The sequence below is a fragment of the Actinomycetospora lutea genome (genome assembly GCF_028737205.1).
Classification (GTDB): Bacteria; Actinomycetota; Actinomycetes; order Mycobacteriales; family Pseudonocardiaceae; genus Actinomycetospora; species Actinomycetospora lutea.
This window is the reverse complement of record NZ_JAQZAL010000001.1, coordinates 485,503-510,930: the sequence shown is the minus strand read 5'-3', so window position 1 is coordinate 510,930 and position 25,428 is coordinate 485,503. Positions and strand designations below refer to the sequence as shown.

The 25,428-nt window shown below is 75.3% G+C and carries 30 protein-coding genes; 7 read left to right on the top strand and 23 right to left on the bottom strand.

Features of this window, described 5'->3' with window-relative positions; genetic code table 11:
- Window positions 1-170: 170 nt before the first annotated feature.
- Entirely contained in the window at window positions 171-1,160 is a 990-nt protein-coding gene (locus PHK61_RS02570; RefSeq protein ID WP_274279390.1) for a DMT family transporter, read from the bottom strand.
- 74 nt (window positions 1,161-1,234) lie between these two features.
- Here PHK61_RS02570 and PHK61_RS02565 point away from each other — a divergent pair, with 74 nt between their 5' ends.
- Window positions 1,235-2,227, top strand: a complete 993-nt coding sequence (locus PHK61_RS02565; protein ID WP_274279389.1) for a LysR family transcriptional regulator — start codon at window positions 1,235-1,237, stop codon at window positions 2,225-2,227.
- Here the strand turns inward: PHK61_RS02565 and hisI are convergent.
- The 11 genes from hisI to PHK61_RS02510 form a co-directional block, all read right to left on the bottom strand.
- Window positions 2,182-2,571 carry a phosphoribosyl-AMP cyclohydrolase gene (gene hisI / locus PHK61_RS02560; RefSeq protein ID WP_274279388.1) on the bottom strand — a complete coding sequence of 130 codons (390 nt, stop codon included), beginning with the start codon at window positions 2,569-2,571 and terminating at the stop codon, window positions 2,182-2,184. The genes PHK61_RS02565 and hisI overlap by 46 nt on opposite strands.
- Window positions 2,568-3,353 carry an imidazole glycerol phosphate synthase subunit HisF gene (hisF, locus tag PHK61_RS02555; protein ID WP_274279387.1) on the bottom strand — a complete coding sequence of 262 codons (786 nt, stop codon included), beginning with the start codon at window positions 3,351-3,353 and terminating at the stop codon, window positions 2,568-2,570. Before hisF ends, hisI begins: the two co-directional genes overlap by 4 nt.
- Before the next feature lie 10 nt (window positions 3,354-3,363).
- Complete coding sequence (gene priA / locus PHK61_RS02550; RefSeq protein ID WP_274279386.1) at window positions 3,364-4,113, bottom strand: bifunctional 1-(5-phosphoribosyl)-5-((5-phosphoribosylamino)methylideneamino)imidazole-4-carboxamide isomerase/phosphoribosylanthranilate isomerase PriA; 750 nt, start codon at window positions 4,111-4,113, stop codon at window positions 3,364-3,366.
- Window positions 4,114-4,138: 25 nt separating this feature from the next.
- A complete protein-coding gene (locus PHK61_RS02545) occupies window positions 4,139-5,356 on the bottom strand; it encodes an RNA polymerase sigma factor (protein ID WP_274279408.1) in 1,218 nt (405 codons plus the stop codon).
- A gap of 62 nt (window positions 5,357-5,418) precedes the next feature.
- Window positions 5,419-5,832 carry a YciI family protein gene (locus PHK61_RS02540; RefSeq protein WP_337993909.1) on the bottom strand — a complete coding sequence of 138 codons (414 nt, stop codon included), beginning with the start codon at window positions 5,830-5,832 and terminating at the stop codon, window positions 5,419-5,421.
- Window positions 5,833-5,872: 40 nt separating this feature from the next.
- On the bottom strand, window positions 5,873-6,307 hold the full coding sequence (locus tag PHK61_RS02535) for a YciI family protein (RefSeq protein WP_274279384.1): 435 nt from the start codon (window positions 6,305-6,307) through the stop codon (window positions 5,873-5,875).
- Window positions 6,308-6,442: 135 nt separating this feature from the next.
- Window positions 6,443-7,117: an imidazole glycerol phosphate synthase subunit HisH gene (hisH, locus tag PHK61_RS02530; RefSeq protein WP_274279383.1), complete on the bottom strand. Its 675-nt coding sequence runs from the start codon at window positions 7,115-7,117 to the stop codon at window positions 6,443-6,445.
- Complete coding sequence (locus PHK61_RS02525) at window positions 7,114-7,770, bottom strand: class I SAM-dependent DNA methyltransferase (RefSeq protein WP_274279382.1); 657 nt, start codon at window positions 7,768-7,770, stop codon at window positions 7,114-7,116. Before PHK61_RS02525 ends, hisH begins: the two co-directional genes overlap by 4 nt.
- A gap of 115 nt (window positions 7,771-7,885) precedes the next feature.
- Window positions 7,886-8,050, bottom strand: a complete 165-nt coding sequence (locus tag PHK61_RS02520; protein WP_274279381.1) for a hypothetical protein — start codon at window positions 8,048-8,050, stop codon at window positions 7,886-7,888.
- Window positions 8,051-8,087: 37 nt separating this feature from the next.
- A complete protein-coding gene (gene hisB / locus PHK61_RS02515) occupies window positions 8,088-8,693 on the bottom strand; it encodes an imidazoleglycerol-phosphate dehydratase HisB (RefSeq protein WP_274279380.1) in 606 nt (201 codons plus the stop codon).
- A gap of 21 nt (window positions 8,694-8,714) precedes the next feature.
- Window positions 8,715-9,338 (bottom strand): dihydrofolate reductase family protein, encoded by a 624-nt coding sequence (locus PHK61_RS02510; RefSeq protein WP_274279379.1) that lies wholly within the window; start codon window positions 9,336-9,338, stop codon window positions 8,715-8,717.
- Between the two features lie 101 nt (window positions 9,339-9,439).
- Between PHK61_RS02510 and PHK61_RS02505 the strand changes: the two genes are divergently transcribed.
- Window positions 9,440-9,943, top strand: coding sequence for a winged helix-turn-helix transcriptional regulator (locus tag PHK61_RS02505; protein WP_274279378.1), 504 nt, complete (start codon window positions 9,440-9,442; stop codon window positions 9,941-9,943).
- Here the strand turns inward: PHK61_RS02505 and PHK61_RS02500 are convergent.
- From PHK61_RS02500 to PHK61_RS02485, 4 genes are all read right to left on the bottom strand, one after another.
- On the bottom strand, window positions 9,922-11,046 hold the full coding sequence (locus tag PHK61_RS02500) for a histidinol-phosphate transaminase (RefSeq protein ID WP_274279377.1): 1,125 nt from the start codon (window positions 11,044-11,046) through the stop codon (window positions 9,922-9,924). The two genes, PHK61_RS02505 and PHK61_RS02500, sit on opposite strands and share 22 nt — an antisense overlap.
- A complete protein-coding gene (gene hisD / locus PHK61_RS02495; protein WP_274279376.1) occupies window positions 11,043-12,374 on the bottom strand; it encodes a histidinol dehydrogenase in 1,332 nt (443 codons plus the stop codon). Before hisD ends, PHK61_RS02500 begins: the two co-directional genes overlap by 4 nt.
- A 26-nt stretch (window positions 12,375-12,400) precedes the next feature.
- Complete coding sequence (locus PHK61_RS02490) at window positions 12,401-13,177, bottom strand: GH12 family glycosyl hydrolase domain-containing protein (protein WP_274279375.1); 777 nt, start codon at window positions 13,175-13,177, stop codon at window positions 12,401-12,403.
- 199 nt (window positions 13,178-13,376) lie between these two features.
- Window positions 13,377-13,862 (bottom strand): GtrA family protein, encoded by a 486-nt coding sequence (locus PHK61_RS02485; protein ID WP_274279374.1) that lies wholly within the window; start codon window positions 13,860-13,862, stop codon window positions 13,377-13,379.
- Window positions 13,863-14,046: 184 nt separating this feature from the next.
- On the opposite strand from PHK61_RS02485, the gene gndA reads away from it, so the two are divergent.
- Window positions 14,047-15,486 (top strand): NADP-dependent phosphogluconate dehydrogenase, encoded by a 1,440-nt coding sequence (gndA, locus tag PHK61_RS02480; RefSeq protein ID WP_274279373.1) that lies wholly within the window; start codon window positions 14,047-14,049, stop codon window positions 15,484-15,486.
- Between the two features lie 7 nt (window positions 15,487-15,493).
- Here gndA and PHK61_RS02475 read toward each other — a convergent pair whose 3' ends face one another.
- On the bottom strand, window positions 15,494-15,787 hold the full coding sequence (locus tag PHK61_RS02475; protein WP_274279372.1) for a YrhK family protein: 294 nt from the start codon (window positions 15,785-15,787) through the stop codon (window positions 15,494-15,496).
- Window positions 15,788-15,913: 126 nt separating this feature from the next.
- Between PHK61_RS02475 and PHK61_RS02470 the strand changes: the two genes are divergently transcribed.
- Complete coding sequence (locus PHK61_RS02470; RefSeq protein WP_274279371.1) at window positions 15,914-16,624, top strand: DedA family protein; 711 nt, start codon at window positions 15,914-15,916, stop codon at window positions 16,622-16,624.
- Here PHK61_RS02470 and typA read toward each other — a convergent pair whose 3' ends face one another.
- Complete coding sequence (gene typA, locus PHK61_RS02465; RefSeq protein ID WP_274279370.1) at window positions 16,625-18,541, bottom strand: translational GTPase TypA; 1,917 nt, start codon at window positions 18,539-18,541, stop codon at window positions 16,625-16,627.
- A 43-nt stretch (window positions 18,542-18,584) separates the two neighbouring features.
- Entirely contained in the window at window positions 18,585-19,571 is a 987-nt protein-coding gene (locus PHK61_RS02460; RefSeq protein ID WP_274279369.1) for an NAD(P)/FAD-dependent oxidoreductase, read from the bottom strand.
- Between the two features lie 57 nt (window positions 19,572-19,628).
- Here PHK61_RS02460 and PHK61_RS02455 point away from each other — a divergent pair, with 57 nt between their 5' ends.
- On the top strand, window positions 19,629-19,838 hold the full coding sequence (locus tag PHK61_RS02455) for a hypothetical protein (RefSeq protein WP_274279368.1): 210 nt from the start codon (window positions 19,629-19,631) through the stop codon (window positions 19,836-19,838).
- A 2-nt stretch (window positions 19,839-19,840) separates the two neighbouring features.
- Here PHK61_RS02455 and PHK61_RS02450 read toward each other — a convergent pair whose 3' ends face one another.
- Window positions 19,841-20,704, bottom strand: coding sequence for an SCO6745 family protein (locus PHK61_RS02450; RefSeq protein WP_420791336.1), 864 nt, complete (start codon window positions 20,702-20,704; stop codon window positions 19,841-19,843).
- A 68-nt stretch (window positions 20,705-20,772) separates the two neighbouring features.
- On the opposite strand from PHK61_RS02450, the gene PHK61_RS02445 reads away from it, so the two are divergent.
- Both PHK61_RS02445 and PHK61_RS02440 read left to right on the top strand, forming a co-directional pair.
- Window positions 20,773-21,603 (top strand): esterase/lipase family protein, encoded by an 831-nt coding sequence (locus PHK61_RS02445; protein ID WP_274279366.1) that lies wholly within the window; start codon window positions 20,773-20,775, stop codon window positions 21,601-21,603.
- 11 nt (window positions 21,604-21,614) lie between these two features.
- Window positions 21,615-21,905 (top strand): DUF1330 domain-containing protein, encoded by a 291-nt coding sequence (locus PHK61_RS02440; protein WP_274279365.1) that lies wholly within the window; start codon window positions 21,615-21,617, stop codon window positions 21,903-21,905.
- A 313-nt stretch (window positions 21,906-22,218) separates the two neighbouring features.
- Here PHK61_RS02440 and PHK61_RS02435 read toward each other — a convergent pair whose 3' ends face one another.
- From PHK61_RS02435 to PHK61_RS02425, 3 genes are read right to left on the bottom strand one after another with little or no spacing between them, the layout of a single operon-like run.
- Window positions 22,219-23,235 carry an ABC transporter permease gene (locus tag PHK61_RS02435; RefSeq protein ID WP_274279364.1) on the bottom strand — a complete coding sequence of 339 codons (1,017 nt, stop codon included), beginning with the start codon at window positions 23,233-23,235 and terminating at the stop codon, window positions 22,219-22,221.
- Window positions 23,232-24,221 (bottom strand): ABC transporter ATP-binding protein, encoded by a 990-nt coding sequence (locus tag PHK61_RS02430; protein ID WP_274279363.1) that lies wholly within the window; start codon window positions 24,219-24,221, stop codon window positions 23,232-23,234. Before PHK61_RS02430 ends, PHK61_RS02435 begins: the two co-directional genes overlap by 4 nt.
- Window positions 24,218-25,333, bottom strand: coding sequence for a hypothetical protein (locus PHK61_RS02425; protein ID WP_274279362.1), 1,116 nt, complete (start codon window positions 25,331-25,333; stop codon window positions 24,218-24,220). The genes PHK61_RS02430 and PHK61_RS02425 overlap by 4 nt, the downstream gene beginning before the upstream one ends.
- Window positions 25,334-25,428: the final 95 nt, after the last annotated feature.

Sequence of the window (25,428 nt, the reverse complement as noted above, 5' to 3'; positions counted from 1 at the left end):
GGGCGGGGCTGGGCCGGCGGGGTTGGGCAGCGAGGGCGTCGTTCGCTGCCCCGGACGCAGCGAGCGTGACCCTCGCTGCGGTCCGGGGGGCGGGGTCGCCGGCGATGACGAGATCACGGGCGGCGTCGTGCACCCCGGATCGCGCGCGGGGGGCACCAGGGCGCCCCTGATCACCCGCTGCGCGGCGCCGCGGTCTCGTCGGACACCGCCGGCTCGCCCGCCGGTTCGGGCGGCGGGGCGGCGCGGGTCCGGGCGGCGACCGCGACCGCGCCGAGCACGACCGCGCAGCCGAGCAGCTGCAGCAGGCCCGGGCGCTCGGCGAGCACCAGCGCGCCGAGCAGCACCGCGCCGACCGGCTGGAGCAGCAGGATCGAGGCGCCGGTCGAGGACGCGAGGCGGGGCAGCGCCGAGGCGATGAGCACCCAGCCGACGACCTGCCCGACGATCGCGAGGGTGATCAGCCAGCCCAGGGCGGGCCAGCCCGGCGCGAGGTCGACGCCCTGCCAGAACGAGCCGACGCCGAACGAGGTCACCGCGGCGCCGAGCGTGGCGATGGCGACGGGCGTGAACCGCTGCCCGGGGCCGGCGCCGAGGCGCACGAAGAGCAGGTATCCGGCGTAGGCCACGGCGGCGATCAGGGCCGTGACCGTGCCGCGCACCGGGGCGGGCGCCGACGCGGCGTCGCTCCCGCCGACCAGCCCGCCGGCCAGCGCGACGCCGACGAGCATCACCGGCACCGCGAGCACGAACGTGCGCCGCACCCGCTCGCCGAGGACCAGGAACGCCAGCAGCGGCAGGATCACGACCTGCGCGTTCACCACGACCGTCGACACCCCCGCGCCCACCGCGTGCACCGACTCCGCCCACAGCGTCATGTCGAGCCCCAGCAGCGCGCCGCCCACGAGCAGCACGACCGGCCGGTTCCCCGTGCGCACCGCGACCCGGCGCCGGCGGCGCCACTCGAGCAGTGCGAGCGGGGCGAGGATCGGCAGCGCGAGCGCGCAGCGGAAGAACGTCGCCGTCCCCGGGCTGACGTCGGCGAGCGCGATGAAGATCGGCGAGAACGCGATGCACAGGCTCCCGGCGACGGCGACGAGACGCGGATCGACCCGGGAGCTGCGGGGGGCGCTGACGGCGGGGCGGTCGAGGGAGCGCGTCACGCCCTCGATCGTGGGGCCGCCGATCGTTTCCGACCAGCGATGATTCCTGCCCGCGATCCGTTACGTTTGCTTCCGTGTTCGCGCTGGACCGCCTCCGCGCCCTCGACGCCCTCGCGCGGCACGGCTCGATCGCGGGCGCGGCCGCGTCCCTGCACCTCACGCCGTCGGCGGTCAGCCAGCAGCTCGCCAAGCTCGAACGGGAGGCGGGCGCGCCGCTCACCGAGCCGGCCGGGCGCGGCCTGCGCCTCACCCCCGCCGGGCGGATGCTCGCCGAGCACGCCACCGACATCCTCGCCCGCGTCGCCGCCGCCCGCCTCGACCTGGACCGCCTGCGCGACGAGGTGGTCGGCGAGCTGCGCATCGGCGCCATCCAGACCTCGGTGCACGCGCTCGCCCCGCCGACGCTGGCGCGCCTGCGCCTCGCCCACCCCGACCTGCGCGTGGCGCTGGCCGACGGCGAGGCCGAGGAGACGCTGCCCGCGGTGCTCGCCGGCGACCTCGACATCGCGGTGGTCGAGAACTGGGACGGCTCGCCGGCGCCGATCCCGCCCGGCACCTCGCGGGCGCGGCTCTGCGACGACGTCATCGACCTGCTCCTGCCCGCCGAGCACCGCCTGGCCCGGTCGGGACCGGTCACCCTCGCCGATGTCGACGACCTCGACTGGGTCGCCGACGGCGTCGACACCCGCGCGGGCGTCTGGCTGCTGCACACCCTGCGCGCCCACGGCCTCGAGCCGCGGGTGACGTGCCAGGTCCGCGGGTTCGGGATGCACGTCGAGCTGGCCGCGGGCGTCGGGGTCGCCGCGCTGGTCCCCCGCCTCGCCCGTCCCCCGCTGCCCGCGGGCGTGGTCGCGGTCCGGACCGACCCGCAGCTGCGCCGCAGCATCGACGCGGTGTGGCGCACCGACCGGGGCACGCGGGCCGTCCGTGCGGCCGTCGAGGTGTTCACCGCCGTCGCCGCCGAGCGCGACGCCGTCGCGGCCGGGTCGCCGGGCCGGACGCACCCCGCTGCGTCGGGGGCTCAGGCCTCGCCGGGCAGCAGGACGTCGGCGTCGAAGCAGGTGTGATCGCCGGTGTGGCAGGCGGCGCCGGACTGGTCGACGAGCACCAGGACGGTGTCGCCGTCGCAGTCCAGGCGGACCTCGACGACCTTCTGCACGTGGCCCGACGTCGCGCCCTTGATCCAGAGCTCGTCGCGGGAGCGCGACCAGTACGTGCCCTCGCGCGTGGCGATCGTGCGGGCCAGGGCCTCGTCGGACATCCACGCGACCATGAGGACCTCGTGGGTGTCGTACTGCTGGACGACGGCGCAGACCAGGCCGTCGGCTCCCCGCTTCAGCCGTGCCGCGATCGCCGGATCGAGATCCCAGCTCGATGGTCCGGCTCCGCTGCGCTTCGCGTCCCGGCTCACCGGATCTCCACCCCGTCGGCGCGCAGCGCGTCCTTGACCTCGCCGATCCGCATGATCCCGAAGTGGAACACGCTGGCCGCGAGCACCGCGTCCGCCCCCGCCGCCACGGCCGGCGGGAAGTGCTCGACCGCGCCGGCGCCACCGCTAGCGATCACCGGCACGTCGACGAGCGCGCGCACCTTGGTGATCATGTCGATGTCGAAGCCGGCCTTGGTGCCGTCGGCGTCCATCGAGTTCAGCAGGATCTCCCCGACGCCGAGCTCCTGGCCCCGCTGGGCCCACTCGAGCGCGTCGATGCCCGTGCCGCGCCGCCCGCCGTGGGTGGTGACCTCGAAGCCCGACGGCGTCGGCTGGGAGGGCGGGAGAGCATCGGCGGGCACGCGCCGGGCGTCGACCGACAGGACGATGCACTGCGACCCGTACCGCCGGCTCGCCTCGCCCAGGAACTCCGGGCGGGCGATGGCCGCGGTGTTGATGCCGACCTTGTCCGCGCCGGCGCGCAGCAGCTTGTCGATGTCCTCGTTGGTGCGCACCCCGCCGCCGACCGTCAGCGGGATGAACACCTGCTCGGCGGTGCGCCGGACCACGTCGTAGGTGGTCTCGCGCTCGCCGGAGGAGGCGCTGACGTCGAGGAAGGTGAGCTCGTCGGCGCCCTCGGCGTCGTAGAGCCGCGCCATCTCGACCGGGTCGCCGGCGTCGCGCAGGTCGACGAAGTTGACGCCCTTGACCACCCTGCCGGCGTCCACGTCCAGGCAGGGGATCACGCGGACGGCGACACCCATGCCGACCAGCCTAACCGCGGTGTCCGTGAGTCCTGGTGACCGCCAGGGCGTCGCGGAGCGTGAAGTTCCCGGCGTAGAGGGCCTTGCCGACGATCGCGCCCTCGACGCCCTGCGGGGCGAGCGCGTCGAGGGTGCGCAGGTCGTCGAGCGACGACACCCCGCCCGAGGCCACCACCGGCCGGTCGGTGCGCGCGCAGACGGCCTCGAGGAGCTCGGTGTTCGGGCCGGCCAGCGTGCCGTCGCGCCCGACGTCGGTGACGACGTAGCGCGCGCAGCCCTCGGCGTCGAGACGGGCGAGCACGCTCCACAGGTCGCCGCCGTCGGACACCCAGCCGCGCGCGGCCAGGCGGTGCCGCCCCTCGGTGATCTTGACGTCGAGGCCGACGGCCACCCGGTCGCCGAACTCGGCGATCGCCCGCGCGCACCAGGCGGGGTCCTCGAGCGCCGCGGTGCCGATGTTGACCCGCTCGCAGCCGGTGTCCAGCGCCCGGCGCAGGGAGGCGTCGTCGCGGATGCCGCCGGAGAGCTCCACCTTGATGTCGATCTTCTCGACCACCGACGCCAGCAGCGGCGCGTTCGAGCCGCGCCCGAAGGCGGCGTCCAGGTCCACCAGGTGCAGCCACTGCGCGCCGTCGGCGGCCCACGCCTGCGCAGCCTCCAGGGGGTCGCCGTAGCCGGTCTCGGTGCCGGCGACGCCCTGGACGAGGCGGACGGCCTGGCCGTCGACGACGTCCACGGCGGGCAGCAGGTCGATGCTCACGGCGGGCGATCGTAGCCAGGGGCGGTCAGTCGCCGAGCAGAGCCGCCCGGCGCCGCTCCAGCAGCTCGCGCTCGGCGACCGTGCGCACCAGCTCCAGCGCCCGGTCGACCTCGCCGACGGCCTCGTCGACGCGCCCGAGCGTGGTGAGCATGTCGGCGCGCACCGCGGGCAGCAGGTGGTAGCCCGCGAGCACGGGGTCGTCGCGCAGCGGCTCCAGCACCGCGAGCCCGGCCTCCGGCCCCTCGGCGCGGGCCACCGCCACCGCCCGGTTCAGCTCGACCACCGGCGACGGCGCGAGCGCGGCGAGCTCGGCGTAGAGCGCGGCGATCGCGGCCCAGTCGGTCTCGTCGGTGGAGCGGGCCCGCGCATGGCACGCGGCGATGGCGGCCTGCAGCGTGTAGCGCCCCCGCTCCCCCGCCGCCTCGGCGCGGGCGAGGGCGGCCAGACCGCGCTGCAGGAGCACCCGGTCCCACCGCGAGCGGTCCTGGTCGCCGAGCAGCACCGGTGCGCCGTCCGGACCGACGCGCGCCCGCAGCCGCGAGGCCTGCAGCTCCATGAGCGCCACGAGGCCGTGGACCTCGGGCTCCCGCGGGCTCAGGGCGGCCAGGACGCGCCCTAGCCGCATCGCCTCCACGCACAGGGTCGGGCGGGTCCAGTCGACGCCGGTGGTCGCCGCGTAGCCCTCGTTGAACACGAGGTAGATCACCTCGAGCACCGGGCCGAGCCGGGCGGTGAGCTCGTCGCCGACCGGCACCGCCAGCGCCTCCGGCCCCACCCCGGCGAGACGCTTCTTGGCCCGCGAGATCCGCTGCCCGATCGTCGGCGACGGGACGAGGAACGCGTGCGCGATCTCGTCGGTGGTCAGGCCGCCGAACAGCCGCAGGGTCAGGGCGACGCGCGACTCGCGCGCCACCGCGGGGTGGCAGGTCGCGAACAGCAGCGCGAGCACGTCGTCGCCGACCGCGGCCGCGCCGTCGCCGACCTCGGCGTCCGCGCTCGGCGCGAGCCCGGACTCGCCGGCCTCGAGGGTCTCGGTCTTGCGCGCGAGCGTCTGCTCCCGACGGATCAGGTCGATCGCGCGCCGCCGGGCGGTCGACGCCAGCCACGCCGCCGGGTTGTCCGGCACGCCCTGGGCCGGCCACTGTTCCATGGCCGCGACCAGGGCGTCGTGGGCGAGCTCCTCGGCGCGGCCGACGTCGCGCACCAGGCGCGCGACGCCGGCCACGATCCGGGCCGACTCCATCCGCCACACCGTCTCGAGGACGGCGTAGGGATCAGGACGAGCGGGATCGGTCGCGGTGAGGGTCACCCCTGCTGCTGCGCCTGGCGGGCGCGCAGTTCCTCCTCGGCCTCCATGACCTCGGGCGGCGCGATGCCCTCGAAGTCCTCGGCCTCGGCGACCTTGCGCACCTCGATGCGCTCGCCGGTGCGGAACGGTGCCCGGCGCGCCCAGGACACGGCGTCGTCGAGCGAGTCGACCTGGAGGATCCAGAACCCGCCGACGAGCTCCTTGGCCTCGGCGAACGGGCCGTCGGTGACGGTGGGCTCGTCGCCGTCGAACGCGACCAGCGCGCCCTTGGCGCTGGGCAGCAGGCCCTCGCCGGCCATCAGGACGCCGGCGTCGACCATGGCGGTGTTGAACGCGGCCATCTCCTCGAACACGGCCGGGTCCGGCGGCGTCTCGGCCTGGGCGGCCTCGTCGTACTTGAGCAGCAGCATGAAGCGCACGGGAGTCTCCTGGTGTGGGTGTTGTCGGGGGTCAGACCTGCTCGCGCTCGGCCACCCGCCGGCGCAGGGTGGCCTCGGCGTCGAGCACCTCGGCGGGAGCGATGTCCTCCAGGTCGGCCATCTCGGCGATCCGGCGGACCTGCAGCCGCACGCCCGGCCCGATCGGGCAGCGGCGCGCCCACTGCACGGCCTCCGCGCGGGAGGCGACCTCGAGGATCCAGAAGCCCGCGATGAGCTCCTTGGCCTCGGTGAACGGCCCGTCGGTGACCGTCGGGGCCTCGCCGTCGTGGGTGACGACGAAGCCGTCGCTGCTCGGCGTCAGGCCGTCGGCGGCGAGCAGCACGCCCGCCTCGACGAGGTCGGTGTTGTAGCGGCCCATCGCCTCGAAGACCTCGTCGGCCGGCGGGGCGTCGGGGCCGCCCATCGCCATGGACTCCGGGGCCTCCATGATCAGCATGTAGCGCATCGGGCTCTCCTCGCGGGTCGTCGGCGGGGCCGTCCACCCCGCCGCTCACCCCTGCGTCGAACGGGCCGGGTGGTCTTCGACACCGATCCGGAAGAATCTACGGGTCGAGCTCCGCTCCGCTTCGTCTCCCGGTTTCTACCGCAGGGCGCCGAGCCAGTTCGAGAGGAGTTCGGCCCCCGCCTCGCCCGACTTCTCGGGGTGGAACTGGGTGGCCGCGAGGGGGCCGTTCTCGACGGCGGCGACGAAGTCCTCGCCGTGGTGGGCCCAGGTGACCTTCGCCGGGCGGAAGTGCTCCGGGGCCTCCTGCTCCCAGCGCCGCGCGGCGAAGGAGTGCACGAAGTAGAAGCGGGTGTCGGGCGCCATGCCGGCGAAGAGCACGCTGTCGGCCGGAGCCCGCACCGTGTTCCACCCCATGTGCGGCAGCACGGGCGCCTGCAGCTTCTCGACGGTGCCGGGCCACTGCCCCGCGCCCTGCGCCTCCTCGCCGAACTCCACGCCGCGCTCGAAGAGCACCTGCATGCCCACGCAGATGCCGAGCACCGGTCGCCCGCCGGCGAGGCGCTGCTCGATGAGCCGCTCGCCGTGCACCGACCGCAGCCCCGCCGCGCAGGCTGCGAACGCCCCGACGCCAGGGACGACGAGCCCGTCGGCCGCCAGGGCGGCGCGTCCGTCGGCGGTGACCTCGACGTCGGCGCCCACGTGCTCGAGCGCGCGCTCGGCCGAGCGCAGGTTGCCCGACCCGTAGTCGAGGACGACGACCCGCGGGGTGCGCGTGGGCGGGCGCGGCACGGAGGGGGCGGCAGAGCTCACGGGATCCAGATTACCGAGCGGCCCGGACCCGGGACCTCGCGCGCCTCGAGCACGAGGAGCCGCCCCGGGCCGTCCCCGTCGGCCCCGTCCTCGACGACCTCGGCGTAGCCGTCGGCCGTCAGCCGACCCAGCGCGCGGTCGTACCCGCCGGCCATCCAGGCGTCCTCGGCGACGGTGGCGACGAGGAACCCGCCGGGGCGCAGCACGCGGACCAGGCCGACGAGCGCGCCGGGTCCGAGGTGGCCGGGAGCGAGCGCCCCGACGCAGGTGAGCACGCCGAACTTGCCGGACGCCCCGGGCGTGGACACGCGCAGGTCGGCGGGGCCGAGATCGTGGTAGACGCCGCGGCGCCGCGCCCGCCGCAGCATGCCCGGCGACAGGTCGAGCCCGTCGATCGACCGGAAGCCCCGCACCGCGAGCTCCGCGCCGACCAGGCCGGTGCCGCACCCCGCGTCGAGGACCTCGGTGTCGGGCCGCACGAGCGCCAGCACGCGATCGGCGACGTGCGCCGCGGTCCGGTGGCCCATGAGGGCGGCGACGTCCTCACCGTCGTAGGTGGGGGCCCACTCGTCGTAGACGCGCCGGGCCACGGACACGTCGGTGTCCGCGTCGAGGAGGGCGAGCCGAGCCGCCGCGCCCGTGGCGCTGTCCACGCTGTCCTCCCGTTCCGGTTGTGCCCGACCGAGATTTAACGGCATGGAGCGCTCCGGCTCCCGTCGGGGGCGCGCGGGAGCCCGAACCCACGAGCAGGAGTGGATAGCCGCTTCGTCAAGCGGGCAGCAGGCGCAGCACGGCGCCGCCCAGGGCGAGGAGGGCGAGCACCGCGCAGATGCCGGCCGCGATCTTGTTGCGCGACCAGAAGCTGACGACACCGCCGACGAGGAAGCCGGCGAGCGCCAGGAGTCCGACGATCAGCAGGTCGTCCCCGCTCATCGGGCCCGGCTCCGCTCCGCGTCGTGTCCCCGGGCGCTCACGACTCCAGGACGCCCTTCGTCGACGCCGGACCCTCGAGGCGGGCGTCGGGCTCGGTGGCCGCGCGCAGGGCGCGGGCGATCGCCTTGTACTCGGCCTCGGTGATGTGGTGGGGGTCGCGCCCGCCGGTGACCCGCACGTGCAGCGCGATGCCCGCGTGGAAGGCGATCGACTCGAACACGTGCCGGTTGAGCACCGTCGGGTAGTTCCCGCCGACGACGAACCCGGCCATCGACTCCGGCTCGCCGGTATGCACGCAGTAGGGCCGCCCGGACACGTCGACGACGGCCTGCGCGAGCGCCTCGTCCATCGGGACCCAGGCGTCGCCGAAGCGGCGGATGCCCGACTTGTCGCCGAGGGCCTGCTTGAGCGCCTGCCCGAGCACGATCGCGACGTCCTCGACGGTGTGGTGCGCGTCGATCTCGACGTCGCCGGTGGCCCGGACCACGAGGTCGAGCGCGCCGTGCTTGCCCAGCGCGTCGAGCATGTGGTCGAAGAACGGCACCCCGGTCGCGACCTCGGTGCGGCCCGTGCCGTCGAGGTCGATCTCGACGAGCACGCTCGACTCCTTGGTCACGCGCTCCACGCGTCCCGTGCGACTCACGGGTTCCAGGGTACGGACCGCCTACCTCCGCACCACCTGCACGTGGACCGCGCCGGTCCCGCCCGGGACCATGCTCGCCACGCGGTAACCGGCCGGCAGGTCGTGCAGGCCCTCGAAGAGCCGCTCCCCCGCCCCGGCGAGGATCGGCGCGATCACCAGGTTCAGCTCGTCGACCAGGCCCTCGGCCAGGAAGGCCCGCACGGTGGCGACGCCGCCACCGAGGCGGACGTCCCGCCCGCCGGCGGCCTCCGTCGCGCGGGCCAGCACCGCCGTCGGCGCGGCCTCGAGGAAGTGGAACGTGGTGCCGCCGTCCATCGGCAGCGACGGCCGCGGGTGATGGGTCAGGACGAACACGTCGTGGTGGTACGGCGGGTCCTCGCCCCACCAGCCCCGCCAGCTCTCGTCGGGCCACGCGCCGCGCACGGGTCCGAACATGTTCCGGCCCATGATCGTCGCGCCGATGTTCTCCTCCCCGGCGCGGAACGCGGCGTCGTCGACCCCGCTCCCCTCGCCCCGGAACGACGGCATCATCCAGTCGTGCAGCCCCTCGACGCCGTCGCCGAAGGGCGCGTCGGCCCGCTGGTCGGTCCCGGTGCCGAAGCCGTCGAGGGTGATCGTGAACGCGTGCACGCGCAGCCGGGCCATGGCGACCTCTCCGTGTGAGTGATTGCATTCCGCAACCGGTCATCGAGAAGCTAGCCCCATGCGGTGGTAAAGTGCAACCGGTTCTCGAGTCGGAGGTGCCGATGAGGCAGGACGGACGCTCGGGCTGCCCGATCAACCGGGCGGTCGAGGCGCTGGGCGACCACTGGACGCTCCTGGTCCTGCGCGACATCGTCTTCGGCGGACGCCGCCACTTCCGCGAGCTGCTGGCCGGCTCCGAGGAGGGCATCGCGTCGAACATCCTCGCCGACCGTCTGCACCGCCTGGTCGACGACGGGATGCTCACCCGTGACGACCCGGGCCGCGGGCGGCGGGCCACCTACAGCCTCACCGAGTCCTCGATCCAGCTCATCCCCGTGTTCGTCGCGCTCGGCTCCTGGGGCCTGCGCCACCGCGAGACCACCGAGGAGCTCGCCGTCCGGGCGCGGTTGCTGGAGGAGGGCGGGCCGGCGATGTGGGACGACTTCATGGCCGAGCTGCGCGTGACCCACCTCGGCGCGCCCGCCCCGGGCCACCCCCGCGAGCCGGTGCTGGAGCGCCTGCGCGCCGCCCGCGAGGCCGCCCGTCAGCCCGCCGCCAGCACCTGAGCGCTGACCTCGAGGAACCGGTCGTTCTCCTCCGGCGTGCCGACAGTGACCCGCAGCATCCCGGGGATGCCGACGTCGCGGACGAGCACGCCGGCGTCGAGGTAGGCCTGCCACGCGGCGTGCGCGTCCGCGTGCCGCGCCGGGAAGCCGCCGTAGAGCAGGAAGTTCGCGGTGCTCGGCACCACGTGCGCGCCCAGCTCGGCGAGCGCCGCGGCGATCCGGTCGCGCTCGCGGGACAGGGTGGCCACGAGCGCGAGGGTGTCGTCGGCGTGCTCGAGGGCCGCGAGCGCCGCGGCCTGGGTGAGCGCCGAGAGGTGGTAGGGCAGGCGGACGAGCATCAGCGCCTCGATCACCGCGGGCGCCGCCGCGAGGTAGCCCAGCCGCCCGCCGGCGAACGCGAACGCCTTGGACATCGTGCGGCTGACCACCAGCTTGTGACCGAGGGGCTCGAGCAGCTCGACCGCGCTCGGGCCGGACGAGAACTCGACGTAGGCCTCGTCGACGACGACCAGCCCGGTGGCCGCCTCGGCGATGGCGCGGAGCTCGTCGAGCTCGATCGACTGGCCCGTGGGGTTGTTCGGCGTCGTCACGAACAGCACGTCGGGCTGCTTCTCCCGCACGACGTCGACGGCCTGGGCGGCGTCGAGGGAGAAGTCGTCGCGGCGCGGGGCGGGCAGCCACTCGGTGCGCGTGCCCGCCGCGAGGATGGGGTGCATCGAGTAGCTGGGCTCGAAGCCCACGGCGAGGCGCCCGGGCCCGCCGAACGCCTGCAGCAGCTGCTGGAGCACCTCGTTGGACCCGTTGGCGGCCCACAGGTTCTCGGTCGCCAGCGGCACGCCGGTGGCCCGCGTCACGTAGGCGGCGAGCGCGGCGCGCAGGGCGACGTGGTCGCGGTCGGGGTAGCGGTTCAGGGTCGCGGCCGCCTCGCGCGTCGCGGCGGCCACGCTCTCCACCAGCGCGGGCGGCGGCGGGAACGGGTTCTCGTTGGTGTTGAGCGCGACCGGCACCTCGAGCTGCGGCGCGCCGTAGGGGCTGCGCCCGCGCAGGTCGTCGCGCAGCGGGAGGTCGTCGAGGGAGACGCCGCCTCCGATGACGTCGCTCACGAGCGCGGCTCCCGGCGGTCGAACCGGGCGGTGACGGCCTGCCCGTGGGCGGGCAGGTCCTCGGCGTCGGCGAGGGCGACGACGCGGTCGGCCACCTCGGCGAGCGCGTCGGCGGAGTAGTCGACGACGTGGATGCCGCGCAGGAACGTCTGCACCGACAGGCCGCTGGAGTGCCGCGCGCACCCCGCCGTGGGGAGCACGTGGTTGGAGCCCGCGCAGTAGTCGCCGAGCGAGACCGGGCTGTGCGGGCCGACGAACACCGCGCCGGCGTTGCGCACCCGCGCGGCCACCTCCCGGGCGTCCGCGGTCTGGATCTCCAGGTGCTCGGCGGCGTAGGCGTCGACCACCCGCAGGCCGTCGGCCACCGACGACACCAGGATGGTCCCGGACTGTGGCCCCGAGAGCGCCGTGGTGATCCGCTCGGTGTGCTTGGTGGTCGCCACCTGCCCCGCGAGCTCGGCGTCGACCGCGTCGGCGAGCTCCGGCGAGGTGGTCACGAGCACCGAGGCGGCCGCCGGGTCGTGCTCGGCCTGGCTGATGAGGTCGGCCGCGACGTGGACCGGGTCGGCGGTGTCGTCGGCGAGGATCGCGATCTCGGTGGTGCCGGCCTCCGAGTCGATGCCGATGCGCCCGCGCAGCACGCGCTTGGCCGCGGTGACGTAGACGTTGCCCGGGCCGGTGACCATGTCGACCGGCTCGAGGACGGTGCCGTCGGTGTCCACGCCCCCGTACGCCAGCAGCGCGACCGCCTGGGCGCCGCCGACCGCCCACACCTCGTCCACCCCGAGCAGGGCCGCGGCCGCGAGGATCAGCGGGTGCGGCCGCCCGCCGAACTCCGCCTGGGGCGGCGAGCAGACGACCAGCCCCTCGACGCCGGCCTCCTGGGCGGGCACCACGTTCATGACGACGCTGGAGGGGTAGACCGCGAGCCCGCCCGGCGCGTACAGGCCGACGCGGGCCACCGGCACCCAGCGCTCGGTGACCGTTCCGCCGGGGACCACCTGGGTCGTGGTGTCGGTGCGGCGCTGGTCGGCGTGGACGGTGCGCGCGCGCTCGATCGAGGTCTCCAGCGCGGCGCGGACGTCCGGGTCGACGCCGTCGAGCGCCTCGCGCAGGGCGGCCGTCGGCACCCGCACCGACCCGGGCCGCACGCGGTCGAAGCGCTCGGCGAACTCCAGCGCCGCCTCGGCGCCGCGCTCGCGCACCGCGTGGATCACCGGCCGCACCCGCTCGACCACCTCGTCGACGTCGACCGCCGCGCGGGGGACGATCGCCCGCAGCTCGGCGGGGGCGGGGACGGCGGCGCGCAGGTCGATCCGGGACAGCACGTCTCCAGGGTAGGCGTCCGGGCTGTTCAGCGGCCTTTCTGGGTGACCGAGTAGGAGACCGTCCGCAGGCCCGCGCCCCCGGTCCACGGCTCGAAGCCGGCCTGCACGCTGGTCAGGTACCAGGCCGGCTGCACGACGCCGGCCGACACCGCGTCGGCGACGAAGGAGTGCAGCGGCAGGTTGCTCACCGACTGCGTCGGGACCGTCCGGACGTAGGAGATCACCGGCAGGCCGTCGAGCTCGCCCTGCCAGACGTCCCAGGAGGCCCCGGCGAGGGCCACGGTGCGCGTCCTCGCCCCGATGGGCTGCACGCCGGTCGTGTTCAGCCACACCATCAGCTCGGCGCCGGTGTTGCGGCCGGGCTGGTTCGCGTTCGGGTCGAACCAGAGGTCGTAGGCGGTGTTGTACGTGCTCGCCGGGTCGGTCGGCCCGGTGGTGCTCCACGACGAGGTCACGGTGCCGAGCTGGTCCGCGCGCCGCGGGAACGGGCTCCCGCCGGTGCAGTAGCCGTAGACGCAACCCCGGTAGATCGACGGGTAGCCCGCCGGACCGGTGGTGTTGACGTGCTCGGCCGGATCGACGACGAAGCCCGAGTCGCCCCGGGCTCCGGAGTTGCTGATGCACTGGAGCGTGTCGGCGCCCCAGACGTTGTTGGCGGCCACGTACACGCCCCCGCCGAGCGGGAACGAGCCGAACTTCTCGCAGGTGCGCAGCGGCGTCGGGGCCGGTGCGGCGGCGGCCGCGCCCGCGACCAGCACCGTCGAGGCCAGCAGCGCGAGCACGGCACCGATCGTGGCGGCCACGGCCGTCACCCACCTGCGTCCCGTCGTCGTCCCCCGGTCCATCGCGCCCCCCGTCTCCTCGCGACCCCCGTGGATCGCGGTCCCGGGAGCAGAGCGACGGATACGGACGAGGCGTTACGACGCGCGCCGAGGAGCCGCTGGACGTCGGCGGCCCCTAGCCCGGGCGGCCGAGCGACGGACGGCCGAGTGCCCGGTGGCGTCATGCGCGGGGCAGCCGGGCGGCGCCGCGCGTCGAGGCCGACCCGAACACGAACCAGCGCATCGCGCCGTACATGAACACCGCCTCGCACAGCCCCGCACCCAGCCGGGCGACCTGGTAGGGCGCGCCGAGGGCCGTCACCCCGTGCGTCACGCCGAGCACGATCACCGCGTAGTTCACGGCGATCACCCCGACGTAGCGCCCGACCTGGGCTCCGACGGGGCGCTCGGGGTCGAAGTTCAGCCACCGGTTGAGCACGAAGCCCAGCGCGAACGCCGTGCCGTACGCCAGGGTCACCCCGGCCCAGAGCGGCAACCGCAGGCCGTCGACCAGCAGCGAGAGCAGCAGCAGGTCGACGGCGAAGGTGAACCCGTTGACGACCGCGAACCCGACGAGGCTCGGCGCGACGATCCGGCGCAGCGGGGCGGGCAGGACGGCGACGGCGGCCCCGCAGCCCCGTCGGAAGCGCTCGCGGGTCCGGGCCACGCCCCCATCCCAGCGGCCCGGCGCTCCGCCCCGCCGGGCATCCGGCGGCCACGGGATGACCGTCGCGTGAACTCGTCGGTCGGCCGCCCGGGTGCGTGTGGGTCGAGCACGGGGCGACACGCCACCGATCCGATCACCGCTCGGTACTGGTGTGACGGGTGGTCGGGTGGGCACTCTGCATCGCGTGAGTGCGAAAGCCGAGATCGGCGTCAGCGGCCTGGCCACGATGGGGCGCAACCTCGCCCGCAACCTGGCACGTCACGGGCACGTGGTGGCGGTGCACAACCGCAGCGCGCAGCGCACCCGGGACCTGGTGGACCACTTCTCCGACGAGGGCACGTTCGTGGGCTCGGAGTCGGCGCAGGAGTTCGTCGACGCCCTCGAGCGCCCGCGCCGGATCGTGCTGATGGTGCCCGCGGGGGCGGCGACGGACGCCGTGATCGACGAGTTCGTCCCGCTGCTCGAGCAGGGCGACGTGATCATCGACGCCGGCAACGCGCACTTCCTCGACACGCGCCGCCGCGAGAAGGCGCTGTCGGAGAAGGGCCTGAACTTCGTCGGCATGGGCGTCTCGGGCGGCGAGGAGGGTGCGCTGAACGGCCCGTCGATCATGCCGGGCGGGCCGAAGGAGGCCTACGACGCGCTGGGCCCGCTGCTCGAGGACATCGCGGCGAAGGTCGACGGCGAGCCCTGCTGCACCCACATCGGTGCCGACGGCGCGGGCCACTTCGTCAAGATGGTCCACAACGGCATCGAGTACGCCGACATGCAGCTCATCGCCGAGGCCTACGACCTGCTGCGCAAGGGCCTCGACCTCTCCCCCGCCGCGATCGCGGACACGTTCCGCTCGTGGAACTCCGGGCGCCTCGACTCCTACCTCATGGAGATCTCCTCGGAGGTCCTCTCCCACGTCGACGCCGAGTCCGGCAGGCCGTTCGTGGACGTCGTGGCCGACGAGGCCGAGCAGAAGGGCACCGGGCGCTGGACGGTCCAGGGCGCGCTCGAGCTCGGCGTCCCGGTGACCGGCATCGGCGAGGCCGTCTTCTCCCGCTCGCTGTCGGGGCACCGCGACCTGCGCGACGCCGCCCGCGACCTGCCCGGCACGTCGGGGGCGGTGCTCGAGGGCGCCGCGGCCGAGGGCTTCGCCGAGGACATCGAGCAGGCGCTCTACGCCTCCAAGATCGTCGCGTACGCCCAGGGCTTCAACCAGATCCAGGCCGGCGCGGCCGAGTACGACTGGTCGATCGACCTCGGGGCCGTCGCCTCGATCTGGCGCGGCGGCTGCATCATCCGCGCCCGCTTCCTCGATGAGATCACCGCCGCCTACCGCCGCGACCCCGAGCTGCCCACGCTGCTCACCGACTCCTCGTTCCGCGAGGCCCTGGCCGGCGCGCAGGACGCGTGGCGCCGCGTGGTGTCCGTGGCCGCGCAGCTCGGCATCCCGGCGCCGGGCTTCTCGACGGCCCTGGCCTACTACGACGCGCTGCGCTCCGAGCGGCTGCCGGCGGCGCTGATCCAGGGCCAGCGCGACTTCTTCGGCGCGCACACCTACCGGCGCACCGACCGCCCCGGCACCTTCCACACGCGCTGGGCCGAGGAGGGGCGCCCGCAGGAGGAGCGCTGACGGGCGCTCAGGTCCGGCGGTGCGCCTCGGCCGCGGTGGCGACCTCCTCCGCGACCGTCGCCGCCGCCGCGCGGCGCTGCTTCGCCTCGTAGCGGGCGAGGATCTCGCCGATGACGCCGATGAGCATGCCCCACGACGCCACGACGAACAGCCAGGTGCCCGCGCGGGTCAGGGTCGGGCTGAGGAAGAACAGGCTGCCGACCACGAAGGCGAAGTTCCCGAACAGGGCGACGCCCATGTGGACCCACGGGATGTCGTGGGCGTAGCGGCGGATGTGGCGGACATAGATCAGCAGCAGCATCCGTCGAGGGTGGTGGCGGCGCCGGGGCGGCGGGTCACCCGCCGGAGATGAACGCCGGTGGGACGGATCCGGACGGATCACACCACCGGCCGGGAGCACGGACGCCGTCCCGATCGTTGTCCCCTCATGCCGACGCTCCTCCCCGCGATCAGCGCCGCCGCTCCTCCGGCCCCACCCACCGACTCCGGCCTGGCCGGCTGGGCCGCCGAGCTCATGGCCACCCTGGGTGCGCCCGGTGCGGGCCTGATCGTCGCGCTGGAGAACCTGTTCCCGCCGATCCCGAGCGAGATCATCCTGCCGCTGGCCGGCTTCGCGGCCGGGCGCGGCGAGTTCTCGGTCCTCTCGGCGATCGTCTGGACGACCGCGGGCTCGGTGGTCGGCGCGGTCTCGCTGTACCTCATCGGCATGCTCGCCTCGGACTCCTGGCTGCGCCGCACGCTCGCGCGCATGCCGCTGGTCCACGAGCGCGACGTGGTCAAGGCCGAGCAGTGGTTCGACCGCAACGGGCGCGCGGCCGTCTTCGTCGGCCGCATGATCCCCGGCGTGCGCTCGTTCGTCTCGATCCCCGCCGGCCAGCGCCGGATGCCGTGGTGGGAGTTCGTCGGCCTCACGGCGCTGGGCAGCCTGATCTGGAACAGCGTCTTCGTCGGCGGCGGCTACGCGCTCGGGTCGCGCTGGCACCTCGTCGAGCAGTACGCCGGGTTGTTCCAGACCGTGGTGCTCGTGCTGCTGGGCTCGCTCGTGGTGGTGATGCTCGTGCGCCGCTACCGGCGCCACCGCGAGGTCAAGAAGATGGAGGCGCCGACCCAGGTGATCGAGCGCCCCACCTTCTGGTAGCTAGGCGAGCCCCTGCTTGGAGCGGTTGCGGGCCTTGTGCCGCTCCTGGGCGTCGAGGATGACCTTGCGGATGCGCACCGCGCCCGGGGTCACCTCGACGCACTCGTCCTCGGAGCAGAACTCCAGCGACTGCTCGAGCGACAGGATGCGCGGCGGGGTGAGGCGCTCGAGGACGTCCTGCGAGGACTGACGCATGTTGGTCAGCTTCTTCTCGCGGACGATGTTGACCTCCATGTCCTCCGAGCGGGAGTTCTCGCCGACGACCATGCCCGCGTAGACCGGGGTGGTCGGTCCGACGAAGAGGTCGCCGCGGTCGGCGAGCAGGCCGACGGCGTGGCCGGTGACGGCGCCGGCGCGGTCGGCGATGAGCGAGCCGGAGATTCGGGCGCGCAGCTCGCCGACCCAGGGGCCGTAGCCGTCGAAGAGCTGGTTGGCGATGCCGGTGCCCCGGGTCTCGGTGAGGAACTCCGTGCGGAACCCGATCAGGCCGCGCGAGGGCACCCGGAACTCCATGCGGACGTTCTGCGAGGACGCCGAGTGCTGCATCTCCAGCAGATCGCCCTTGCGGGCGGCGAGCAGCTGGGTGACCGCGCCGAGGTGCTCGTCGGGGACGTCGACCGAGAGGCGCTCGAACGGCTCGTGGGTCTTGCCGTCGACGATCCTCGTGACGACCTCGGGCTTGCCGACGGTGAGCTCGAAGCCCTCGCGGCGCATCTGCTCGACGAGGATCGCCAGCGCGAGCTCGCCGCGGCCCTGGACCTCCCATGCGTCGGGGCGCTCGGTGGGCAGCACGCGCATCGACACGTTGCCGACCAGCTCGGCGTCGAGCCGGTTCTTCACCAGGCGGGCGGTGAGCTTGGTGCCCGGCTTCGGGTCGCGCCCGGCCAGCGGCGAGGTGTTGATCCCGATGGTCATGGCGATCGCCGGCTCGTCCACGGTGATCCGCGGCAGCGGGCGGGGGTCCTCGGGGTCGGCGAGGGTGTCGCCGATCGTGACCTCGGCGATGCCGGCCACGGCCACGATGTCGCCGGCGTCGGCGAACTCGGTGGACACGCGCTCGAGGGCCTCGGTGCGCAGCAGCTCGGTGACCTTGACCCGGGTGACCGAGCCGTCCGCGCGGCACCAGCCGACCTGCTGGCCGCGGCGGATCCGCCCGGAGCGCACGCGGCACAGCGCGATGCGGCCGAGGTACGACGACGCGTCGAGGTTGGTGACGTGGGCCTGCAGGACGCCGTTCGGGTCGTCGGCCGGGGCCGGGACCTGGGCCATCAGCGTGTCGAAGAGCGGCTGGAGGTCCGGCGAGTCCGGCACGGCGCCGTCCGCGGGCCGCTCGGTCGACGCCTTGCCGGCGCGCGCGCTGGCGTAGATCACGGGCAGGTCGAGCAGGCCCGCGACGACGTCGTCGTCCAGGTCGAGGTCGGTGGCCAGCTCGAGCAGCAGCTCGAGCGACTCGTCGACGACCTCGGCGCACCGGGCGTCGGCGCGGTCGGTCTTGTTCACCACGAGGATCACCGGCAGGTGGGCCGAGAGCGCCTTGCGCAGCACGAAGCGCGTCTGGGGCAGCGGGCCCTCGCTGGCGTCCACGAGCAGTACCACGCCGTCGACCATCGACAGCCCGCGCTCGACCTCGCCGCCGAAGTCGGCGTGACCGGGCGTGTCGATCACGTTGATCGTCGTGCCGTCCCGGTGGATCGCCGTGTTCTTGGCGAGGATCGTGATGCCCTTCTCGCGCTCCAGGTCGCCGGAGTCCATGACCCGGTCGACGAGCTCGGCGCGCGCCGCGAAGGCACCCGACTGGCGCAGCATGGCGTCGACGAGCGTCGTCTTGCCGTGGTCGACGTGCGCGACGATCGCGACGTTGCGCAGGTCGGCGCGTCCCGCAGGGGACTCGGGACGCTCGGGGGCGGTGACGGACACGCAGGAACTCCAGCCGGAAAAGGGAGTGGACGTCTCCCCCAGGTTACGGGGCGTGATCCCGCCCACCGCCGCCGACCGGGGTGTCGCCCACCACGTCGGCCGCGACGACCTCCCCGATGCGGGGTGCGAGCTTGGCGAGGTTGTCGCCCCAGACGACGTGGACCGCACCCGCGCGGGCCCGGTGCACCCCGTCGCCGGCCCCGCGCATCGGGGTGCAGCGCAGCTCGTCGACCGGCGTCGGGTCGAGGTGGGGCAGGACGCGCCGGACGTGGTCGACGACCGCCTCCCGGGAGCGCCGGGCGACCTCGTCGGCGCCCAGCTCCCAGGCGGTGTCGGCGTCGGGCAGGTGCCCGCCGACCGCCCAGTGCCCGGCGCGCGTGCGGTGCTGGTAGGTGCTGGCGAGGTCGCCGTCGGCGCGGGCGTCGAGGTGGCAGGGCTGGTCGGCGGGGCCCGCGAACGTGAACCGCGCGTGGTGCTCGAGCGCGGCGGGGACCTCGATGCCCAGCGGCGCCACCAGGGCCGGGGTGCCGGCGCCGGCGGCGACGACGATCGCGTCCGCCCGCTCGGTGCCGCCGTCGGCGAGGTGGACCGTGCCGTCCCCGTCGAGGGCGGCGACCTCGCCGCGCTCGGGCGCGACGGCGCCGACGAGGAAGCGGCCGGTAGCGACGAGGTCGAGCACCCCGCCGGCCGGGTCGTGCAGGACGCCGTCGACCACCCGGTGGATCGCCCCGGCCGCGGCCATCGCCTCGGCCCACGCCGGCACCCGGGGCCCGCTGACCATCGCGCGCTCGGCGCCGACGAGCGTGCGGCCCGCGGTCGTCGACCAGTCGTCCCACAGCTCCGAGGCGCGGCGGGCCTCGGCGACCAGCGCGGGGTCGCCGTGGGCGACGCGGAAGATGCGCGTGTCACCGCCCGACCGCCCGGCCATGGGCTCGCCGACGTCGAGGCAGCGCACCGTCGCCCCTGCCGTCATCAGCTGGTACGCCGTCGCCAGCCCGACGATGCCCGCGCCGACCACCGTGACCCGCATGGAGTTCAGGGTCGCACCCCGAGCCCCGCGGCCGTCGCGAGGCCGACCATGGACGTCATGAGGATCGTGGTGTGGGTTCTGGTGGGCATCGGCGCGCTGGTGGTGGTCGGCGGGGTCGTCTGGCCGCTCGTGCAGTGGCTCTTCGGTGCGCTGCTGTGGCTGGTGCCGGTGGCGCTCGTCGTCGGCGGCGGCATCTGGCTGGCCCGTCGCGGGCGCGCCGAGAAGAAGGTCGACGGCGCGCCCGGCGCGCCGCAGCAGCTGTCCTGACGTCAGCCCTGCGGGGCGCGCGGTGAGCGGGGCGCGAACACGCCCTCCACGGCGAACGCCGGCAGGACCGCCTTCGACAGCGGGCGGGACACCTCGGTGAGGCGGGCGACCCCGTCGTCGCCGAGGCGGCGCCAGGGCCCGAGGGACATCCGCGTGGTGTGGTCCTCGATCTCCCGCCGCAGCTCCTCCCCCTCGGGGGTGAGCGCGTCGCCGTCCATGAGGCCGCGCTCGGCGAGACCGGCCTTGGCGTCGGCCCACTGCTCGGGCGACCAGCCGCGGCTCTGCTGGGCGAAGGCGACGGTGAAGCCGGTGCCCGTGGCGACGTGGGTGACCAGCGCCTCGATGCCGGAGAGCCCGGCCGAGACCAGCGCGTGCAGGTGCGCGTCGCCGCGGTGCTCGCGCAGCAGGGTCACCGCATGCCAGAGGACCAGGTGCGGCTCCTCGGGCCAGGGCAGGTCGGCGTGGCCGGCGTAGAGCGGGCGGTCCTCGGGCGTCGCCCCCGCGCAGGCGCGGCGGGCCAGCGTCGCCGCCTCGTCCACGGCCGCGGACGCCACCTCGTCGCCGAGGAGGCGGCGCAGCGCGCGGTCGGCGGCGCGGAGGCGGGCGTTGACGACGTCGCCGGGCGCGGCCGACGACCACACCCCGGGCACCGTGCGCGCGATCATGGCGGGGTTGAAGTTGAAGAACGTCGCGGCGACCAGCCCGGGCCCGACCGCGCCCATCGGAGCGGCGCGCTGGGCGAAGTACTGGTCGCGGGGGCGGACCCCGATCTCCTTGAGCTCCTCGCCCGCCTCGGGGACGAAGTAGATCATCGAGTGGAGGGGCTCGAGACGCTTCGCGAGGGCGGCGGCCGCCGACGCGTCGATGCTGGGGGCGATCACGCGCCCCACCGTCTCACGCGGTTCACCGCAGCACCCGGGGCACACTGGAGGTCATGACGTCCTGGCCCGAGCGGGCTCCGCTCGGCGGGCTGGCCCCGCGTCGCCGGGCCTTCGTGCTCGCCCTGCTCGCGGTCGCCGCGGTCGTCGCGGTGCTCGTGGGCCTCGGCGTGGCCCGCGAGTACCGGGTCCCGCCGCGTGCCGACCCCGGGGTCCCGGGGGCGGTCGTCCTGGTCCCGGGCTACGGCGGCAACCGCGCGGCCTTCATCGGGCTCACCGAGCGGCTGCGCGCGGAGGGCCGCCGAGCGGTGATCGTCGAGCTGCCGTCGGGCGGCACCGGCGACCTCGTGGCCCAGGGCGCCGCGATCGACGACACCGTGCGCGGGCTCCTCGACGACGGCGCCCCCTCGGTCGACGTCGTCGGCTACTCGGCGGGCGGGGTCGCCACCCGCGTCTACCTCGACCGCGGTCGCACCGCCCCCGCCGTGCGGCGCGTGGTGACCCTGGGCTCGCCGCTGCAGGGCGCCGAGCTCGCGGCCGCCGGCGGCGCGCTCGTGCCCGGGGCCTGCCCGCGCGCCTGCCAGCAGCTCGCGCCGGGCAGCGCGCTGCTCAGCGGGATCGCGACCGCGCCGCCGGGCGTGCCGTGGCTGTCGCTGTGGACCGCCGACGACGAGACCGTCACGCCGCCCGACTCCGCGGAACTGCCCGGCACCGACGCCGTCCGCCTGCAGGACGTGTGCTCGGACGCGAGCGTCGCCCACTCCCGGCTGCCGAGCGATCCGCTCGCGGTCGGGCTGGTGCTCCGCGGCCTCGGCACCGGGCCGCTGCCCACCGCCGACCCCGACCAGTGCGACGCGCTGCGCTCGGAGGGGTCGTCGGGCGCCTAGATTCCGGTGGCGTGCCCGCCTACTGGATCAACACGTTCACCGCCGTCCACGACGCCGGCAAGCTCGCCGCGTACGTGGAGCTCGCCGGTCCCGCCATGCTCGCCGGTGGCGGGCGGTTCCTCGCGCGGGGTGCGCCCGCCGCCGTGCTGGAGGGCGACGAGGTCCCGCGGATCACCGTCATCGCGTTCCCCGACGTGGCCGCTGCCGTGGCCGCGTATCACTCGCCCGCGTACCAGCGGGCGCTGGCCGCGCTCGGCGACGGCGCGACCCGGGAGATCCGGATCGTCGACGGGGTCGAGTGAGGCGCGTCAGAAGGGTGGCTGGTCGGGGTCGGGGCGCATCGCGGTGCCGGCCGCGGGGTCGCGGTGTCGGCGCAGGCTGTGGCGTTGGGCGTCGGTGCGGGGGGCGGGGCGGTTCCTGGGTCTGTCGGGTGTCGGTGGGCGTGGTCGGAGCGCGGCGAGGGGGTCGTCGTGCTCGGTGTCGGTGCACGGTCAGGACCGGTGCGAGGCCCGGCGTGTCGCGCCACGAGGATGTGGCGATCCTGGCGTCACACGCCAGCGATGCCGCATCGCTCGCACCACCCCGCACCACCCCGGACACGCCGCACGACGGTGCCTAGCTCGTGACGTCTTTCGTCGTGAAGTTCGCCCAAGCCGCGAGCATGAGCACGAGGACGTAGCCGGCCTGGAGCCACAGGCCCGCGGTGATGTCGCGCAGGAAGATCGGGTCGCGGAAGAAGTCGACCCACGCCAGCCAGTAGCGGGTGGGCAGGTACGGGGTGACGGAGGCGGCCGCGTCGAGGCTGACCAGCACCTGGCTCGTGATCAGCGCGGCCAGCGCGCCGAGCGTGGCGCCCAGCGACGACGTCGTGACCGTCGAGAGGAACAGCGCGATCGCCCCGACGCCGAGCATCGACACCGTCACGTAGCCCATGGCGCCGAGCAGGCGGGCCGCGAGGTCGGCGGGCGAGAGCGCCTCGCCCGACAGCGACGACACCGACGACTGCGCGCGCTCGCGGGCGGCGTCGGGGTCGACCGCGGTGGCGTCGCCGGTGTCCGCGCCGGGTCGCTGCGCGCCGGCCTGCCCGCCCGACGAGGCGTCCGAGCCCCCGACCTGCCCGCCCGGCGGTGCCGCCGCCTCCGGTCCGGTGCCCGCCACGGCGTCGCTGCCGCCGGTGACCTCGGGCAGCGCCCGCACCACCGCCACCGGGTCGCCGGCCCCGAACAGCGACACCCCGACCACGTAGGAGCTGCCCGCCACCGCGAGCACCGACCCCACCACGAACACGACGACCGCGACGAGCTTGGCGAGCAGCAACGACGTGCGCCGGACCGGGCGCACCAGCAGGTAGCGCAGGGTGCCCTGGGACGACTCGCCGGCCACGGAGTCGCCCGCGATCACGGCCACCGCGACCGGCAGGAAGATCGGCAGCACCAGCGCCAGGGCGGCCGCGGGGTAGAGCGAGCCGGACTGCAGGACCGCCGACAGGAACGCCGCGCCCTGCCCGGGCGGCGGCGAGATGCGGGTCGTCGCGAGGAAGACCGCCACGATCGTGGGCAGCAGGCACAGCAGGCCGACCGCCACCCATGTCCGCGGACGGCGGACGAGCTTCTGCAGCTCCACACCGATCACGGGCCCGCCCCGTTCCGACGCGAGCGAGAGGTGTCCGACCCCGGCCCCGTCAGCGACACCACCACGTCCTCCAGGCTCCGGCGCTGCTCGACCAGCCCGTCCAGCGGCACCCCGTGCTCGACGAGGTGGCGCGCCAGCGCCGGCGGCCCGCCCGGGGCGGCGTCGACGACCAGGGTGTGGTCGTGGCGTTCGGCCACCGCGCGCCCGAGCAGCCGGGCCGCCGCGTCGGGGTCCGGCGTCCGCACGACCAGGCGCCCCGTCGGGCCGCGCACCGCGTCCAGGTCGTCCTCGAGCACGAGCCGCCCGCGGTCGACCACGCCCACCGTGGTGCACAGCGCCTCGATCTCGGCGAGCAGGTGGCTGGACAGGAACACCGTGGTGCCGGCCTCGTTCAGCTCGATCAGCAGGTCCCGGACCTCGCGGATGCCGTGGGGGTCGAGCCCGTTGGTGGGCTCGTCGAGCACGAGCAGGCGCGGCTGGTCCAGCAGCGCCCCGGCCAGCCCGAGGCGCTGGCGCATCCCGAGCGAGTACGCCCGCACCGGGCGCCGGTCGATCGCGCCGAGCCCGACGCGCTCGAGCACCTCCTCGATGCGGTCGCGGCGCCGTCGCCCGCCGGAGCGCCGCCGGGGACCCGCCGCGTCCAGCAGGGCGAGGTTGGCCCGCCCGGACAGGTGCGGGTAGGCGGCCGGGCCCTCGACCATCGCGCCGATCTCCGGCAGCACCTCGGCCACCCGCGACGGCACCGGCCGGCCCAGCACCGTGATCTCGCCCCGCGTCGCGTAGACCAGGCCGAGCAGCATCCGGACCATCGTCGTCTTGCCCGACCCGTTGGGGCCGAGGAAGCCGTAGCGCGCACCCTGCGCGACGTGCAGGTCGACGTCGTCGACGGCCACGTGGTGGCCGAAGCGCTTGGTCAGCCCGCGGGTCTCGATGACCAGGGCGGTGTCGATGGGTCGAGCTCCGCTCCGCTCCGTCTCCCGGCTCACGACCGGCCCCCCGCCAGCAGGTCGGTGGCGCCGCTGTCGATCGTGGCGGGCGGCACGAGCCCGGCGAGCGCCCACGCCCGCGCGCCGTCCTCGCTGCGGATCACCGCGAGGGTCAGCAGCGGGGTCTCCAGCGCCGAGGCCTGCCCGTCGACCGGCAGGGTGCGTCCGGCTCCGGCGCGGCCGATGCCGGCGAGCAGGGTCCCGGCGAGCTCGGGGGGCAGCGGCACCGCGATGAGCTGCCCGACCGTCGTGCCGTACTGCCCCAGCGCCGGGAACCCCCGCTCCGGGGTCTCGCGGTCCCGCCCCGCCAGGGTGTCGGGCAGCGACCGGCCGTCACCCCGGCCCAGGACGCCGAACAGGTCCGAGGTCGGGCTGCGCGTCGCGCCGGCGCCCGGTCCCCGCCGCGGCGTGAGGGCGGCGGGGTCGGGCGGTCCCTGGTCCAGCTCGCCGAACGCGGTGGTGATCAGCGGGTCGGCGACGCCCTTGGCGCGCACCTCCACCGCGACCGGCAGCCCCGTCTCCGGGTCGGCCCAGATGTCGAGGGCGCCGACCGTGGTCCCGGGGTCGGCCACGGTGACCCGCACCCCCGCCGCGTCCACCCCGGCGACCCGCCGCGCGGGCAGCTCCGTCGCCGGGTCGGTCGCGGCCGTCCCCGACAGCAGGCGGCGCGCCAGCTCGGGCGGCAGCAGGTCCTCGGGGCGGGGCAGGCGGACCTGCGGGTCGCGGGCGACGACGGTGAGCAGCTCGGCGCCGTAGTCCCACACCGCCTGCCCGTCCGGGGTGACGTAGCGGTCCCGCTCCCCCACCGGCGAGAGCACGTCGTAGCGGGCCCGGTCGGGCGCGGCGTACCAGCCGCGCATCCGGGTCACGCCCGAGAGCAGCGTCGTCACGTCGGAGAGCTGCGCGATCCGCGGCAGCCCCAGCGCCGCCCGGGCCTCGGCGTAGCCGGTCCACGGGCGGTCGGCCGACGCGGCGACGAGGTCGCGCAGCTGCTGCGGGTCGGCGCGGGCGTCACCGGGCCGGGCCGCGACCGCCGCGGGGATGCCCACGAGGAGCGCCGCCACCACGGTCACCACGGCCCAGCGCCACGCGCGTCCCGACAGTCCCGCCACCGGCGTCCCGACTCCCCTCACCGACCTCCCTCACCGACTGCTGTCGAGGGTGCCACCGAACCGCGCCGGCGGTGGCTCCCCGGTGAGGACGGCGG

Excerpts from the sequence above, each read along its gene's own strand:
- hisF (WP_274279387.1), bottom strand. The coding sequence starts at position 3,353 with ATGGGTGTCGCCGTCCGCGTGATCCCCTGCCTGGACGTGGACGCCGGC.
- PHK61_RS02545 (WP_274279408.1), bottom strand. The coding sequence starts at position 5,356 with ATGGAGTCGGCCCGGATCGTGGCCGGCGTCGCGCGCCTGGTGCGCGAC.
- PHK61_RS02540 (WP_337993909.1), bottom strand. The coding sequence starts at position 5,832 with ATGCTGCTGCTCAAGTACGACGAGGCCGCCCAGGCCGAGACGCCGCCG.
- PHK61_RS02535 (WP_274279384.1), bottom strand. The coding sequence starts at position 6,307 with ATGCGCTACATGCTGATCATGGAGGCCCCGGAGTCCATGGCGATGGGC.
- PHK61_RS02520 (WP_274279381.1), bottom strand. The coding sequence starts at position 8,050 with ATGAGCGGGGACGACCTGCTGATCGTCGGACTCCTGGCGCTCGCCGGC.
- PHK61_RS02510 (WP_274279379.1), bottom strand. The coding sequence starts at position 9,338 with ATGGCCCGGCTGCGCGTGCACGCGTTCACGATCACCCTCGACGGCTTC.
- PHK61_RS02505 (WP_274279378.1), top strand. The coding sequence starts at position 9,440 with ATGAGGCAGGACGGACGCTCGGGCTGCCCGATCAACCGGGCGGTCGAG.
- PHK61_RS02475 (WP_274279372.1), bottom strand. The coding sequence starts at position 15,787 with ATGCTGCTGCTGATCTATGTCCGCCACATCCGCCGCTACGCCCACGAC.
- PHK61_RS02470 (WP_274279371.1), top strand. The coding sequence starts at position 15,914 with ATGCCGACGCTCCTCCCCGCGATCAGCGCCGCCGCTCCTCCGGCCCCA.
- PHK61_RS02460 (WP_274279369.1), bottom strand. The coding sequence starts at position 19,571 with ATGCGGGTCACGGTGGTCGGCGCGGGCATCGTCGGGCTGGCGACGGCG.
- PHK61_RS02455 (WP_274279368.1), top strand. The coding sequence starts at position 19,629 with ATGAGGATCGTGGTGTGGGTTCTGGTGGGCATCGGCGCGCTGGTGGTG.
- PHK61_RS02445 (WP_274279366.1), top strand. The coding sequence starts at position 20,773 with ATGACGTCCTGGCCCGAGCGGGCTCCGCTCGGCGGGCTGGCCCCGCGT.